General features: G+C 61.5%; 14 protein-coding genes and 1 tRNA gene. 3 read left to right on the top strand and 12 right to left on the bottom strand.

The features are described from left to right. Positions 1-4: 4 nt before the first annotated feature. Positions 5-1003 (bottom strand): ABC transporter permease, encoded by a 999-nt coding sequence (locus tag F8A88_RS02410; RefSeq protein WP_151149469.1) that lies wholly within the window; start codon positions 1001-1003, stop codon positions 5-7. Between the two features lie 120 nt (positions 1004-1123). Between F8A88_RS02410 and F8A88_RS02415 the strand changes: the two genes are divergently transcribed. Beyond that, a tRNA-Ala gene (locus F8A88_RS02415) sits at positions 1124-1199 on the top strand. 183 nt (positions 1200-1382) lie between these two features. On the opposite strand, the gene F8A88_RS02420 is transcribed toward F8A88_RS02415, so the two are convergent. Beyond that, the gene (locus F8A88_RS02420; RefSeq protein ID WP_151149470.1) at positions 1383-2000 is read right to left on the bottom strand and encodes a hypothetical protein; all 618 of its coding nucleotides are present in this window, start codon (positions 1998-2000) and stop codon (positions 1383-1385) included. A gap of 147 nt (positions 2001-2147) precedes the next feature. On the opposite strand from F8A88_RS02420, the gene F8A88_RS02425 reads away from it, so the two are divergent. Continuing rightward, on the top strand, positions 2148-2378 hold the full coding sequence (locus F8A88_RS02425; RefSeq protein WP_151149471.1) for a type II toxin-antitoxin system ParD family antitoxin: 231 nt from the start codon (positions 2148-2150) through the stop codon (positions 2376-2378). Continuing rightward, the gene (locus F8A88_RS16075) at positions 2379-2666 is read left to right on the top strand and encodes a type II toxin-antitoxin system RelE/ParE family toxin (protein ID WP_151149472.1); all 288 of its coding nucleotides are present in this window, start codon (positions 2379-2381) and stop codon (positions 2664-2666) included. 229 nt (positions 2667-2895) lie between these two features. On the opposite strand, the gene F8A88_RS02435 is transcribed toward F8A88_RS16075, so the two are convergent. The 10 genes from F8A88_RS02435 to F8A88_RS15725 form a co-directional block, all read right to left on the bottom strand. After that, the gene (locus tag F8A88_RS02435) at positions 2896-3321 is read right to left on the bottom strand and encodes a hypothetical protein (RefSeq protein WP_151149473.1); all 426 of its coding nucleotides are present in this window, start codon (positions 3319-3321) and stop codon (positions 2896-2898) included. A 150-nt stretch (positions 3322-3471) separates the two neighbouring features. Next, positions 3472-4977 carry a GNAT family N-acetyltransferase gene (locus tag F8A88_RS02440; RefSeq protein ID WP_151149474.1) on the bottom strand — a complete coding sequence of 502 codons (1506 nt, stop codon included), beginning with the start codon at positions 4975-4977 and terminating at the stop codon, positions 3472-3474. After that, positions 4970-6397: an adenine nucleotide alpha hydrolase family protein gene (locus F8A88_RS02445; RefSeq protein ID WP_151149475.1), complete on the bottom strand. Its 1428-nt coding sequence runs from the start codon at positions 6395-6397 to the stop codon at positions 4970-4972. Before F8A88_RS02445 ends, F8A88_RS02440 begins: the two co-directional genes overlap by 8 nt. Continuing rightward, positions 6394-7206 carry a ThiF family adenylyltransferase gene (locus F8A88_RS02450; protein ID WP_151149476.1) on the bottom strand — a complete coding sequence of 271 codons (813 nt, stop codon included), beginning with the start codon at positions 7204-7206 and terminating at the stop codon, positions 6394-6396. Before F8A88_RS02450 ends, F8A88_RS02445 begins: the two co-directional genes overlap by 4 nt. After that, positions 7203-8426, bottom strand: a complete 1224-nt coding sequence (locus tag F8A88_RS02455; RefSeq protein ID WP_151149477.1) for an MFS transporter — start codon at positions 8424-8426, stop codon at positions 7203-7205. The genes F8A88_RS02450 and F8A88_RS02455 overlap by 4 nt, the downstream gene beginning before the upstream one ends. 5 nt (positions 8427-8431) lie before the next feature. Further along, complete coding sequence (locus F8A88_RS02460; RefSeq protein ID WP_151149478.1) at positions 8432-9823, bottom strand: phenylacetate--CoA ligase family protein; 1392 nt, start codon at positions 9821-9823, stop codon at positions 8432-8434. A 23-nt stretch (positions 9824-9846) separates the two neighbouring features. Next, positions 9847-11148: an acetyl-CoA carboxylase biotin carboxylase subunit gene (locus F8A88_RS02465; RefSeq protein WP_151149479.1), complete on the bottom strand. Its 1302-nt coding sequence runs from the start codon at positions 11146-11148 to the stop codon at positions 9847-9849. Positions 11149-11157: 9 nt separating this feature from the next. Then, positions 11158-11598, bottom strand: a complete 441-nt coding sequence (locus tag F8A88_RS02470; RefSeq protein WP_151149480.1) for an acetyl-CoA carboxylase biotin carboxyl carrier protein — start codon at positions 11596-11598, stop codon at positions 11158-11160. Between the two features lie 15 nt (positions 11599-11613). After that, on the bottom strand, positions 11614-12984 hold the full coding sequence (locus F8A88_RS02475) for a carboxyl transferase domain-containing protein (RefSeq protein WP_161598313.1): 1371 nt from the start codon (positions 12982-12984) through the stop codon (positions 11614-11616). Beyond that, positions 12981-13688 carry a hypothetical protein gene (locus tag F8A88_RS15725; RefSeq protein WP_161598314.1) on the bottom strand — a complete coding sequence of 236 codons (708 nt, stop codon included), beginning with the start codon at positions 13686-13688 and terminating at the stop codon, positions 12981-12983. The genes F8A88_RS02475 and F8A88_RS15725 overlap by 4 nt, the downstream gene beginning before the upstream one ends. Between the last annotated feature and the right edge of the window lie 70 nt (positions 13689-13758).

The raw sequence follows: 13758 nt of genomic DNA on the forward strand, positions 1-13758 counted from the left end.
TTGTTCACGACTGCCTCCCGCCGGAAAGCCGGATGCGCGGGTCGGCAAGGCCGTAGCCCACGTCCGCCAGCAGGTTGCCCAGCAGGGTGAGGATGGCGCCGAGCACGAGGCTGCCCATGATCAGGGGGTAATCGCGGGCCATGACCGCGCCGTAAAAGAGCTGGCCGAGTCCGGGCAGGGCGAAGATGGATTCTATGATCACCGAGCCGCCGATGAGCGAGGGCACGGAAAGCCCCAGAAGGGTGATGACCGGCATGAGCGCGTTGCGCAGCGCGTGGCGGAACAGCACCACCCGGCTGGAAAGTCCCTTGGCCTTGGCTGTCATGATGTAGTCCTGCCGCAGCACTTCCAGCAGGCTGGAGCGCATGAACCGGGACATGCCCGCCCAGCTGCCCGCCGTGTAGATGAAGATGGGCAGGATCAGGTGTCTGGCGAGGTCCCATGTTTTTTCAAGGGGCGACATGGACGCGAAATTGAGCGAGGTCAGCCCGGAAATGGGCAGTATGGGCCACTGGATGCCGAGCCAGAGCATGAGCAGCAGGGCCAGCCAGAATCCGGGCATGGCAAAGCCGATGAACACGATCACCGTGGTGGTGCGGTCGAACCAGCCGCCCCGCCACCATGCGGCGGCCACCCCCAGCGGCACGGCCACCAGCAGGGTCAGCACCATGCTGGCCACGTTCATGCCGAAGGTCAGGGGCAGGCGTTCCTTGATCTTTTCCCACACCGGGCGGCGGTCGCCGGAAATGGAGTTGCCGAAGTCGAACTTGACGAGCCGCACCAGCCATTGGCCGTATTGCACGTACAGGGGCTGGTCCAGCCCGTAGAGCTTCTCGAACCGGGCGCGCGCGCCGGTGTCGGCCTGCGGATTCAGCGTGGTCACGAGGTCCGTGGGCGAGCCCGGGGCCAGATGAATGACCCAGAAGCTGATGACCGTGATGCCCAGAAAGACCACGGTCACCCACAAAAACTTGATTGCTATTCGTCGGGCTATTTCCACCATGTTCGAAGCAATACGCCAACTTGCGGTCCGAATCAATCACGCGCGCCAAATGGAAACGCCGCGTTTTTTGCTGTTGACATCTCTTGCCCCGTTGGATAAATACCTTCTTCCCAACGCCGTGGGGCTGTAGCTCAGTTGGGAGAGCGCTTGAATGGCATTCAAGAGGTCGTGGGTTCGATTCCCTCCAGCTCCACCACCATATTTCTTAAAAAAAAGGACCGTTTAGCTTAACAGGCTATGCGGTCCTTTTTCTTGGTGGTGAACCGGGTGGCCAACCGTTTTGTTGACTAACTGTTTGAGATCAAAGATAAAGTCAATGTGAGGGCTGCTTATGAAGGTGTATGAGGTGGGAGTGGGGGGTAGCTAGTGCAGATGGAAACTATTTGATGGTGTTCGCTACCTTTTTGAAAATATAGCCACGGACTTGGTCATGTCCTTTTTCCTTCATGTGTATTAAATATAAATTACCACTGAGTAACTGAACCGTGTGGCTGTTTAGCAGTCCTTCAATTTTTTGAAGTGAGATTTCGATATTGCTTTTGTAAAAAGAGATGTTCTTGTTCTTCCCATACGGATTTTGTGAATGCATCAAAGACCCACATCGTTTATATAATTTGACGAAATCATCTTTAGACAATGCCCTACCATCGTATTCCTGCCATTGACTTGCTATTCCAGGTTGGTCGCTTTTTGTCTCTTTTATTGGCTTGGGATAAAAGTCAGGGTTGATATTTTTTAGATCATTTAGAATGAATTTCGCATTGTAGTGATTCTGAAATTTTGCATGCTGCTTCGAGTATTCCTTTTTATTCGCCACCATTGATCCAAGTGCAATTAGCTCAAGTATTTTTCTGATTTGTAAATAGATAGATTCAATGTTTGTCATTGGGTATAATGTCGTGGTGGTTCCTTGGAGAAGAGACCTGATGACTTGGTCTCGGCGCTTTATTTCACTCATTAAATTACAATAGAGCTTTAAATCATTGCCTTCGCTCATAATCATCCCTTTTTGAGAGTTGCCTATTACTTAATCTACATTAATAATTTTTCTGGTTGGTTACAATGTTACGTGTTGGATTTTTTGGACGCTTGCCTTTGGTACCAATAAATATTATCGTGCTGAGTAAGGTATACGGAGGACAAAATGCAAAAAAATACCAGCGTTACGCTTGGCCCACATTTCGAAAACTTTATCAGCAACCAAGTCAAGGAAGGGCGTTTCAATTCCGCCAGCGAAGCTATTCGCGCAGGATTGCGTCTCCTTGAGGAGCGCGAGGCCAAAGTCAAAGCGCTTCAGCTCGCACTCATCGAAGGCGAGAAGAGCGGCATTGCCGATTACTCCCTCGAAAAGCTGTCTGCCGAGTTGGACGGCTAGATGCGATTTCAGCTTACCAACAAGGCGTATGCCGACCTCAAAAGTATAGCTCGTTACACCCAAACGACTTGGGGCGTTGAGCAGCGTAAGGAATATCTCTTGCGGCTTGACCAATCCCTCCATTTGATCGCGGAGAATGTCGGCATCGGTAGGAATTGCGACTACATCCGAGAAGGGTACTTCAGTCATCCTGTGGGCAAACATCTCGTCTTTTATCGCGTTGAGGACGAGACAGTGATAATTGTTAGGGTTCTGCATCAAAGCATGGATGTGGAGCGGCAATTCTAGTCCGAATTCTGGTCAACCATCCGGTCAACCAAACGCATTCAATACACCTCCAACACCACTGATTTTCTGTTGACTTCAAAATAATAAGTCAAAATATTTCAAGTGTTACGCGTCCGTCCTCGTGCATGGCATGCAAGAGGTCGCGGGTTCGACCCCCTCCAGCTCCACCACGAATTGTAAAGGCTTGGAAGGTTTTCCTTCCAAGCCATTCGATAAATGCCCGTTACGTCTATTCGGTGCAGATGGCTTGCATCGTAAGATCGCAGACACCGGCGTCCCCGTTGGCTACGCCCTTCTCTTCAATCTTTATCGAAGAGCCGCTGATCGTCACCGTTGTCTCGTTGAAGAATTCCAATTCATACGGGACCAGCATTCTGCTTCCTTTCCATTTGGCCTGGCCGTTGACAATGTCGGTTTTCTTGCAAGTCTGAGAATCACTGCCTTGCTGGTATTGGAGGCAGAATTTGTATCGATCACCAGCCTTGGTCACAACCACATTGCTGATGGGATAAATGGTACCTCCGTAAAAACCGCACCCCTCCTGTGGGTCCCCCGAACAGGAGTAACTGCCGACATAAGGATCCTCCTGGGCTTGGGCGACTGCAGCAAAAGAAGACAGTGCGATTACAACGAGCAATGCGTAAAATGGTTTCATTTGGTTGCTCCCTTGTCTCGGTTGGAGAAGTGGGTCCACTTTGTTGGACCACTGAGCGGCGTTTTTTGGGTGGACAGTTGTATTGGTCCCTCGGGCGGTTTCAGACATACAGGATGACCGTTTGCACAAGGCTTTTGGTCCTGCCCGGCGTCAGCCCTCCCGTGTGGTCCACTCGTCGCGGATGAAGGTGCGGAGCATGCGGGCGGTTTCGCTCAGGGTTTTCAGATGCGCAAAGGGGTCGCCCTGCATGTTCAGGTATTGCATGACCAGCCCGTCGGCCTTGGGGAAATGGTTCGGGGAGATGCCCGCAAAGATGAATCCGCCGTTGGCGCACGCTTCGGCCACTTCTGCCGCGCCCGGCTGTTCCAGATTCAGGAACAGGTAGATGGTGTCCAGCTTTTCGCGGCAGAGAAAACGGGTGCACTGGAGCGCCCAGTTGATCACGTTGGCCGGGGCGGAGCCGATGTCCTCGGTTTCGAGTATGCCCACGTTGAGGTCCGGGATGCGGTCGAAGTGGAGCAGCGGATCGCCGCCTGGGACCGGGGCCTTCTCCGCCTCGGTCAGGGGAATCCCTGCCCGCCGGTAGAGATCGGCCGTGATCTTTGCGTAGCGTTCTGGCGGGTGGATGCTGCGGGCGTGCGGCGGATGAAGACCCAGCCATTGAAGCATGAGGCTCATCTTGCCCTGCTGGGTGCCGCCGATGCTTTTGAGTTCCACGTTGGGCGGGCACAGGTTCAGGAACAGGCAGCAGTCGTGAAACCCGTTTTCCTCGGCCAGACGTTGGGAAGCCTTGTGTCCAGTGACGGACCGGGCAAAGACCGAAGCAAATCCTTCGTGCCGGGCCAGATCCACCGCCGCTTTCCACAAGGAGCCGCCCACGTTGTTTTTCCGGTATTTGGGCCGGACAAAAAGGACGCCGAGCTCGGTCCGGTTCTTGTGCTCGGGCGAACTCTTGAGTCCGCAGTGTCCCATGATGTCTCCGTCCGGGGTCACGGCCACCAGAGAGCGCAATCGCCCATCCTGATTCATTTCCACAATGTGTTCGGGATAATAGATGAATCCTTCGTAGGAGTGGCCGTAGGTGAGGTAGGCGCACCGGGAAACCTCCAGCTCTTCTCCGGTTCGCAGGGGGCGGATGTCGAAGTCCTTCACCGGGACCTGCGCTCCGGTCTCGCGCGCGTTTTCCATGGCGGACGAACCCAGAATGTCCTGCACCCGGGCCTCCGGCCGGTTTTTGATCAGTTCCGCCTGAATGCCTTCCCGGCCCATGTTGTGGAACGATATCCGGTTCAGGGCCCAGCGGGCCAGATGCAGGCCCAGCCCGTCGAGGGCGGGGTGGGCCGGGTCCTCCTGCGGATCGAATGCCGGGAGATTGCGGACGTCGAAAGGCATGCCCTTGGTGGTCAGCCGGATGAAGAATTCATGGGCGCGCGGGTTGAGGTGGAGGATCACGGGCGGGCAGTCCTGTCCCTCGTTTCCGGCCCGCAGAAAGAACTCCAGAACCTCCTCGGTGGCCAGCCGGATCTTGTTGCTTTCCGCCGCATCAAAACCCACGGCTCGCGCAAGGGCCTCGGTATGCTCGAGCGCCGCTTCGATCCACAGGGGGCTGTTGGGTATCCGCAACGTGGAGCCGTAGGGATGGTCCGCATTACGCATGGTCCACTCCGGCCCAGCGCGCCATGCCCGAGGGCAGTTCGTCCGTTGCCTCGGCCACGTCTTCGGGGGTTACGCCCAGATCGTTGGTCAGCCGTTCCAGCACCGGCGGCGGCGCCCAGTAGCCCAGCTCTTTGACCGAGGCCAAGGCTTCTTCTCTCGGGGTGAGCCCGAAGGAGACCGCCGCGCCCAGTTCCACCATGGACTGGGGCATGAACACCGTGCGCATGGCCCGGAACCGTTCCATCTGCAAATAGTCCTTCACCGGCTCCAGCACACAACTGGTATGCAGCAGGGAATCCTGATTCTCGGGCCGCCGCCATCCCATCTCCGTTTCGATGATGTGCTGGGCGTCCTTCCATGTGCCGTAGGCCTCGTTGGTTTCCAGCCGGGCGATCAGGGGCAGGTGCACGTTCTCGTCGCGGGAGGCTTGTTCCACCAATTCGGTCAGTTCCGCAAATTCGTTGGGCAGGACGTCGCGCACCGCCGCATGGTAGTTGGCCATTTCGTCGGGCCAGCGCACGGGAACCTTCTGGGGCCGGGGAATGGCCCGTGTGGCGAGAAAACGCAGGGTCTGCTCTCTGGGCGTGGGCGGCGTGCCGGACGGACCGGCCGGGGCCACCACGTGGTCCAGCACTGCGGCCTGAATGTCCTCCACTCCGAGAAAGACGTGGGGAATGCCCATGCGCGCGGCCATGGGATAGAACAGGGCAAAGGCCGGACTGGGACACAGGCAGGGCCAGCCGTGGGAGCGCCATTTCGCGGCCATGGCCCGGTGCACGGTGTTCAGGGAAATTGTCCATTGCACGAATTCCACCTCGGGCATGGCCGTGCGCGCCCGGTGGATGTTGGCATAGGCCGCCTCGCTGCAATAGGGCATGTCCCAGAATACGGCCAGAACCCGCAGGCCGAACTTGCGCGCCAGGAGCCAGAGCATGAACGAGGAATCCTTGCCGCCGGTGTAGAGGACCATGGCGTCGAACCGGGAGCCGTGGCTGTTTTCGCCAAGCTGCCTGAGTTCCTGTTCGGTCACGGTGGCAAAGGCGGAATGCCGCTTCGGGGCCGGGAGCTCGTAGCACCGGCACAGGGCGCACACTCCCTCTTCGTCGAATTCGAGGCCGGGCACCACGTAGTCGTTGGTCACGCACCGGGTGCAGGTCTGCATGGTTTCCGGGGTCGGGGCCTGCCGCACCTTGCCGGGCGGGACCAGAATGCCCTGTTCACTGAGCGCCAGGATTTCCGGGGAATCGTCGTTCAGGGCCGCGCCGGACTCCAGCCTGCCGGCCAGTTCTTCGGACACGGGCACAAGCACCTCGTGGTGGCGGGGCGGGTTGCGCACTCCGTAGTATAGCAGGTGGGGGCTGCCGTCCGTGCGGACGAGTTTCCAGCGGTATTGGAGCGTGAGCTCGGACGGTGCGGTCATGATTGCTTGGCCTCCATGAGATTGTAGGAGCCGCACTCGCGGGTGAGCAAATCCGCGTACACGGCCTCGGGAGCGCACACCAACTCTTCGGGGCTGCGCAGTCCGGTCAGGAGCAGGGCTATTTCCAGTGCCACCAGACCGCCGTTGAAGGTGGCGATCCCGGCGCAGTTGCTCAGGTAGGTGCGGCGGCCCTCCATCATGTCCGCCACCAGTGGGCCATAGAGTTTGGGGCCGAGCAGCCGGTCCAGAGGCAGCTTGTGCGCGGGCCACAGTGACTCGTCCGCGGGGGCGTCGTACAGTTCCTCCAGCGTGATCCCGTCGGGGTCCAGGATGAAGATCGCGGTGGCCAGCCCGGAGATGGGCGCGGTGAAGTTGTAGAGTCCTGCCCGGCGCACGCACTGCGCGAACAGGGCCTTGTAGTCGAAGCCCATGTAGTCGATGGCGTCGATGGCCACGTGGGCTCCGGCCATGATTTCGTCCAGCGTTTCGGCCGTGGGCGGCGCGTGGTCGAGCACGGTGAGCCGCATGGCGGGGTTGATTTTTCGCAGTTGCCGGGCCGTGGCTACGGCCTTGTTTTCGCCCAGAGTGGAAACCGTGGCGCCGAACTGGCGGTTCATGTCCGGTTCGTCGAAAATGCCGGGGTCGAAGATGGTCATCTCGCCCACGCCCAGCCCGGCCAGAACAGCGGCCTCGATGCCGCCCACGCCGCCCACGCCCGCCACGACGACCTTGGAGGCGGCCAGCTTTCGCCGGTGTTCATGAGTGAAGGCGGAAATGCCCGCATCGGGCGAAAATGGGGTCGGAGTCATACTCCCTCCGGGTTGTTGTGGACGGGGGTGGGCTCGTCCGTCAGGCAACGGCCATTGCGCACGTCCCGGGCATGGAACCGGGGACCGGCAACGGCCAGCAGCACCGCGCCCAGAAAAAGCAGGACGCCCGCGAACCGGAACATGTCGCGGTAGCCCGAGGCTGCCAGCACGGGCTGCATGATCAGCGGCGAAGCGAACAGGCCGAGGAACTTGCACCCGGCCAGAAAGCCCAGGGCGCGTCCCACGGAGCGGGGCGGGATGATGGTGGCCATGACCACGTTGACGTGGGGCATGGAGATGCCGATGCCGATGCCGACCAGAGCCATGCCCGTCAGGCTCAGCGTCGAGCCGTGGGAAAAGCTGATGGCAAAGAAACCCGCCATCAGGAATCCGCCCCCCATCAGAAAGAGGTTCCACAGCCCCGTGGTACGGGAAATGGTGGCGTAGAATCGCGCCGTGATGCCGGAAACGATGGGCATGATGGTCAGGGCCATGCCCAGGTGTCTGGCCGCATAGTCTCCCTCCTGCTTGAGGAAAAAGGGAATCTGTGTGGGGATGACGTTGAAGGCCGCCATGCCCAGCAGGGCGAACAGGGTGATCAGCAGGAAGCTGCCCACGAACGGCGAAGGCGGCCGTTCGCCGGTGGGCGCGGGCGATGCCTTTGGCGTGGGGGTGAGCAGTGCCAGAGGCAGGGCCACCAGTGCCAGCAGATACAGGGAAAAGCACCAGTGCCAGTGCAGCTCGGCCAGCCAGCCGCTGATGATTAGGGAGAAGATGACGCCCAGCGACGTGCAGGTGGACTGCAGGCCCATCATGCGCCGCCGTTCCATGCTGCCGAAACTTTCCGCAATGAGCGCGGTGTTGGCCGCCAGCAGCCCGCCCAGACTCAGTCCCAGTCCGGCCCGTCCCATCAGGAGCATCCAGAAGGGCTGCTCGATCATGCCGCTGCCGCCGAATACGCCCCAGCCTGCCAGTGCCAGAACAAGGGAGCGGCGGCGGCCCCAGTTGTCGCTGAGCCAGCCGAAGAGCGGCGCGCCGATGGCGGCGAACAGTCCGGAGATGCCCACCAGCCACTTGGTCCAGAATTCGATGCCCGGAATGGCGTGGTAAGTCGCCTTGATCTCGGGCAGGGCCGGGGCAAGGGCCGGGCCGCCCATGGCCGCGAACATGGCGGTGATCAGGAGCAGCGGGCGCAGCAGTGGGGAAAGCTTGTCTTTCATGGCGATTACATGTGTCGGGTTTTCCAGCCCAGCTCGAATGCCGAGTCCGGCGCGGATTTGATGCGGATGAACCGGTGGCCGGGCTTCTGGTCGCAGACCTGTCGAAATTCCGACTGCACCTTGGCGAACTCCCCGGCATAGATGTCGGCCAGTTGGTCCGGGTCGGCCTTGGTCAGAGCCTCGGATTGGGGCAGGGTTATCTCGATGACCGGGTTGCCCTGGTCATCCTCGTCCGCTCGGGCCAGATAGCGGCCATTGAAATAGGCGGACAGGGCCGGGGCTTCGAGCGCCGTTCTGATCTGGTCCAGAGTCATGTTCGCGCCGTAGAAGAAAATGGTCTGGTCGATGCGGCCGTAGAGCGCGGCGAACGGCGTGGGCGTTTCCGGCACGGGCAGCCCCGCGTCGCGGACTGCCTGTTCCGCGTCGAATCCGGTTTCGCGCAGTTCGGCCAGAAGGGTCTCGCGCGGAATGAACCGGATGTGGTCCCCGCTGCGGTAGCGGATGAGCGGGATGCCCTGTATGCGGCTGACCACCAGTTCACCGTCCACCGTCTCGAAGTGCGAATTGTTGGGCGCGCACTGGAAAAGCATGGGGATGGCCGGTTCGCCCAGGATTTTTTCGCACAGGTTGTTTTGGATCAGGATGCGGCGCACCGCAATGGTCAGCGGGTTTTCAAAACCCACGTTGGCGAAATCCGTGGACCCGTACAGGGACCAGACCGAATGCAGGTCCCTGTCCGTGTGGCCGAGGAGCTTCCACATGCGTTCGCGGTAGCGCTCGCTGATGCCTTCTCCGCCCACCATGCAGTGGATGTTCCGGCTCGGCAGGTCGATGCCGCGCTCTGCGGCTTCTTCCAGAACGTTCTTGGCGAAAGGCGGATAGCTCAGCAGCAGTGTCTGCCGGTACATGGGGCTGATCCGTTCCAGAACCTCGATGATGTTGTCGGCGTTGAGCCCCGGCGAGCATACGGCAAGGCCGGGATGGTCGCCGGCCAGAACCCGGAAGGCGTAGGATGTCTGGATTCCCGTGCCCCAGGGGCCGAGGGCCAGCCCGACCACCACCAGAGTGGGCTGGTTTTCCGGGGCCACATAGTGGTGGAAGAGTTTTGCCATGCCTTGGGGGAAATCCTTTTCGTCCTCGTGGCGGCGCGGCCAGAAAAACGGCTCGTGCGAGGTGCCGGAACTGCGCAGCCAGAGGTGGGCACAGCTTGTGTCGCCGTCCAGACACAGGTCTTCCAGCGGATGCTGAAGAATGTAGCTCGCCTTGTCCATGAGCGGAACCTTGGCGAAGTCCTGCGGGCTGTTCACCTCCGGGATGGTTCCCGTCTTTTCCATGAGAAATTTTCGGTAGGCGGGTACCCGTTTCACGGCTTCATTGTATATGGCGACTTCGTTCATGGCGGACTCCCCTGAAAATGGATTCAGACCGTTGCCTCGGCAAAGCGGTCGGTTTCGATCATGGTTTCGTGCATGGCGGTGTTGACCGTGACGCCCGTGATCCGTGTCTCGGCCAGACTGCGGAGCATGCGCTGCTTCGTCTGCTCCCGGGTTTCGTGGTGGGCCACGATCTTGGCGACCAGCGAATCGTACCAGACCGGGATTTCCAGACCCGGGAAAAGGCCGGTGTCCACGCGCACGCCGGGTCCGGACGGCAGGGCCAGTTCGCGCACTGTGCCGGGCGCAGGCATGGCGGTCACGGGGTCTTCCGCGTTGATGCGGCATTCCATGGCATGTCCCTGCGCCGTGATGGTCGATTGGGCCCATGGCAGACCGTCGCCCCGGGCCACGGCCAGTTGCGCGGCCACCAGATCCGTGCCCGTGATCATTTCTGTGACCCCGTGCTCGACCTGAAGGCGCGCGTTCATCTCCATGAAGTGGAAATCCTCGCCGCGGACCAGAAATTCCACGGTCCCGGCCCCCCGGTATTTCAACTCGCGGGCCAGATCCACGGCGGCACGGTGCAGTTTTTTTCGTGTGGCCTCGCCCACGAGCACGGCCGGGGCCTCCTCGATGAGCTTTTGGCGGCGGCGCTGCAGGGAGCAATCCCGCTCGAACAGGTGCACGGCATTGCCGCGTCCGTCGCCCATGATCTGCACTTCCACGTGGCGCATGTTCGTGAGCCGTTTTTCCACATACAGCCGTCCGTCCCCGAAAGCGGCGGCTGCCTCTGCCGAGGCCTCGGCGAACAGGCGGGCCATGGCCTTGTCCGACTCCACCGGCCGGATGCCGATGCCGCCGCCGCCCATGGCGGCCTTGAGCAGCACCGGGTACCCCACGGAACCGGCCATGGCCATGGCTTGTTCTGCGGATTCAACCGCGCCGGGGCTGCCGGGTATCACGGGCACGCCTGCTTCGGATGCGGTCTGCCGGGCTTTGATCTTGTCGCCCATGTGTTCCAGTGTTGCGGCCTTGGGGCCGATGAAAATCACGCCTGCCTCGTCGCAGGCGCGGGCCAGTTCCCCGGATTCGGACAGGAACCCGTAGCCGGGGTGGATGGCGTCGCAGTTGAAGGCGCGTGCCGCGCCCACCACGGACGGAATGTGAAGGTAGCTTTTGAGGGCTGGCGGCGGCCCGATGCATATGGTCTCGTCAGCCTGACGGGCGGCCAGCGAGTCTGCGTCCGCCTCGGAATGGGCGAGGACGGAGGTCACCCCCTGCTCACGGCAGGTGCGGATGACGCGCAGGGCTATTTCCCCCCGGTTGGCGATGAGTACGCGGCGCATGTCCTGTCCCTACCGTGCGTCCGGGCGAAGCAGGAAAAGCGGAGCGTTGAACTGTACGGGCTGCTGGTCGGTCACGAGCACCTCCACGATTTCGCCGCCCGTGTCCGCCGTGATTTCGGTGCGCATTTTCATGGCCTCCGCATACCCCAGCACGGTGCCGGGCTCGACGCGGTCGCCCACCTGTGGCAGGCCCGGACCATCGTCGTTGTCCGGGGCGAGGTAGATACCCACCGTGGGGCTGCGCACGGCGGAAAGGCCGTCCGGGATGTCCGTTTCGCCGCCGGGAGCGGGGTGGCCCGTTGCCGCCGGGGGGGCCATGGCCGGGCCGGAAACCACCCGTGCCGACCGCCGGACAACGCGGATGCGCGTGCCTTTTTCCTCAACCTCCAGTTCGTCCAGGTCTCTGGCCTCGGCCAGATTGATGATCTGTTCTATGGCTTTCGTGTCCATGGGCTTCTCCGGTTGTTATTTCCCGGCCGCGAATCCGGCCAGACAGGGCCGCAGGTCTTCCCAGGAAACCACGGCGTCGATGAGTTCTTCGTCAAGAAATCGTTGCGGGTCCAAGGCTCCGGCGAGCATCTCCCGTGCTGCGTTCCGGGCGGGCTCGGGCATGTCCCGGTCATCGCTGAACCGGGCGATGGCTTCCGGACCGAATACGGAAATGGATGCGCCGGGCAGGGCCCAGAATTTCGCGCCGAATCCGGCTCCGGCCATGGCGTAGAGTCCGGCGGAATACGCCTTGCGCACCACGGCGCAGACCTTGGGAGAGGGGCTGTTCGCAATGGCGGCATAGAGGTCCGCGGCCGCCTGAACGATGCCGTGGTGCTCCACCTGTTCGCCGATCATGAATCCCGGGGTGTCGGCCAGAAATGCCACGGGCATGGCGAACTGGCCGCAGAGCCGGATGAAGCGTGTCATCTTGCGGCACGTCTCGGGAAAGAGCACTCCGCCGCGCACCGTGGAGTCGGACGCCACCACGGCCAGCGGCCGTCCCTGCACGCGGCACAGTCCGGTGATGCATTCCCCGGCATGCTCCGCACCCATCTCAAGCCAGGAGCCGCCGTCGGCCACGCCCTTGATGACAGTGTGCATGGCAAGGGGCGCGTTGAACCCGCATTCGGTCAGCCCCGGACCCAGCGCCGCCAGATCGTTGGCGGGCTGCACGGGCTTGGCCTCGGGAAACGGTTGGCCCGCCCTGTCCGGCCAGTAGGCGAGCCATTGGCGCATCCAGGTCAGCGCCCCGGCCTCGGTCTTTGCCGTGGCATGGGCAATGCCCGTGGTGGCCGCGTGAATCGTGGCGCCGCCAAGGCGCTGGAAATCTGTTTGCTGTCCGGTCATGTGGGTGACCGCGTCCGGACGGCCGATGCACAGGGCCGCGTCCTCGGTCATGATCAGGGCGTCACCCAGAGCCGAGGGAAACGACAGGGCCGCGCCGATGGTATCGAAGATGGCCGTCACCCGGGGGACCACTCCTTCCAGACGGGCAAGCGAGGCATAGGTGCCGCCGATGCCCTGATCCCCGGCCAGCAGGCGCATGGCGTCCCGGGGAATGGGCGTCTTGCCCTTGAGCGTCTTCATGTGCGCGGGGATGTCCAGCAACTGGACCAGAGGCGCCGGATCGTCCGCAATATGTTGCAGAAAGGCCGCCTGCCGCTTGATGCCCTCGTAGGGCGAGGCCTTGACCGGGTTGTCCGTGTCCGTGGCCAGCACGTAAACCGGACGGCCGCCGATGCTGATGGTTCCCAGATGGTATCCGGCACCGTTCACGGGTCGCCATGGTTCGTAGGTGCCGGGGTCTGCCAGATGCAATATTCTGTTCAGGGACGGGGTGTTCATCGGCTGGTTTCCGTATTCGGAGCGGCGTGGCGCGTGAACCGCCGGTCCAGAGCGTTGAAGGTGACATATTCGGGCGCGGCGATCACGTCTGCCGGGGGGCGCATCCCGGTCAGGATCAGGGCGGCCTCGGCGGCTCCCATGCCAGCCTTGAGCGCAAGCCCGGCCGCCGTGCCGCCGCTGGCCGGGATTGGCTGTGGCAGGGCTGCGTACCATGATTCCGGGGTCTTTCCGCCGGGTGCAAAGACCACCATGAGGCTTCCCATGGGCAGGGGATGCGTGGCGATGAGAAATATTTCCATCGTTCGCGCCAGATCGGCCAGGGGAGTCTTGAGGTCCATCCGTTCCGGTTCCAGCGTATCAATGATGATTGCGGCGCCGCCCGCGAATTCCTGCAGTGACTCGGTGGATGCGCCGGCCATGTCGAGCGTGCGCACGCTGGTGTGGGGCGTGGTGTCGCGGATCACGTTCGCAAACGGCTCTTCGGAGCGGCCCAGCAGGTCCGGGCCGGAGCCCGGTTCAGCGTCCGAGTCGTCCGGCACGGTGAGCAGGCGGATTTCCCCCACGCCGAATCGGGCCAGCGTCTGGGCCTCGGTCTGGCACTGGTCGCGCGCTCCGGCCACGATCACCGTGGCGTCTTTGAGGCGGTGCTGTTGTTCGGGAGTGAAGAGACCGATGTTGCGCTGAAAGATTTCAAGGTATTCCACCGGAACCTCCACGTTGAGAAAGGGCGTGGCGAGCTTCGTGTCTCTCCAAAGCCACCGGGACACAAGGGAC

The sequence above is a fragment of the Pseudodesulfovibrio senegalensis genome, assembly GCF_008830225.1.
In the GTDB taxonomy this organism is placed as follows: domain Bacteria; phylum Desulfobacterota; class Desulfovibrionia; order Desulfovibrionales; family Desulfovibrionaceae; genus Pseudodesulfovibrio; species Pseudodesulfovibrio senegalensis.

Excerpts from the sequence above, each read along its gene's own strand:
- F8A88_RS02410 (WP_151149469.1), bottom strand. The coding sequence starts at position 1,003 with ATGGTGGAAATAGCCCGACGAATAGCAATCAAGTTTTTGTGGGTGACC.
- F8A88_RS02420 (WP_151149470.1), bottom strand. The coding sequence starts at position 2,000 with ATGAGCGAAGGCAATGATTTAAAGCTCTATTGTAATTTAATGAGTGAA.
- F8A88_RS02425 (WP_151149471.1), top strand. The coding sequence starts at position 2,148 with ATGCAAAAAAATACCAGCGTTACGCTTGGCCCACATTTCGAAAACTTT.
- F8A88_RS16075 (WP_151149472.1), top strand. The coding sequence starts at position 2,379 with ATGCGATTTCAGCTTACCAACAAGGCGTATGCCGACCTCAAAAGTATA.
- F8A88_RS02435 (WP_151149473.1), bottom strand. The coding sequence starts at position 3,321 with ATGAAACCATTTTACGCATTGCTCGTTGTAATCGCACTGTCTTCTTTT.
- F8A88_RS02440 (WP_151149474.1), bottom strand. The coding sequence starts at position 4,977 with ATGCGTAATGCGGACCATCCCTACGGCTCCACGTTGCGGATACCCAAC.
- F8A88_RS02445 (WP_151149475.1), bottom strand. The coding sequence starts at position 6,397 with ATGACCGCACCGTCCGAGCTCACGCTCCAATACCGCTGGAAACTCGTC.
- F8A88_RS02450 (WP_151149476.1), bottom strand. The coding sequence starts at position 7,206 with ATGACTCCGACCCCATTTTCGCCCGATGCGGGCATTTCCGCCTTCACT.
- F8A88_RS02455 (WP_151149477.1), bottom strand. The coding sequence starts at position 8,426 with ATGAAAGACAAGCTTTCCCCACTGCTGCGCCCGCTGCTCCTGATCACC.
- F8A88_RS02460 (WP_151149478.1), bottom strand. The coding sequence starts at position 9,823 with ATGAACGAAGTCGCCATATACAATGAAGCCGTGAAACGGGTACCCGCC.
- F8A88_RS02465 (WP_151149479.1), bottom strand. The coding sequence starts at position 11,148 with ATGCGCCGCGTACTCATCGCCAACCGGGGGGAAATAGCCCTGCGCGTC.
- F8A88_RS02470 (WP_151149480.1), bottom strand. The coding sequence starts at position 11,598 with ATGGACACGAAAGCCATAGAACAGATCATCAATCTGGCCGAGGCCAGA.
- F8A88_RS02475 (WP_161598313.1), bottom strand. The coding sequence starts at position 12,984 with ATGAACACCCCGTCCCTGAACAGAATATTGCATCTGGCAGACCCCGGC.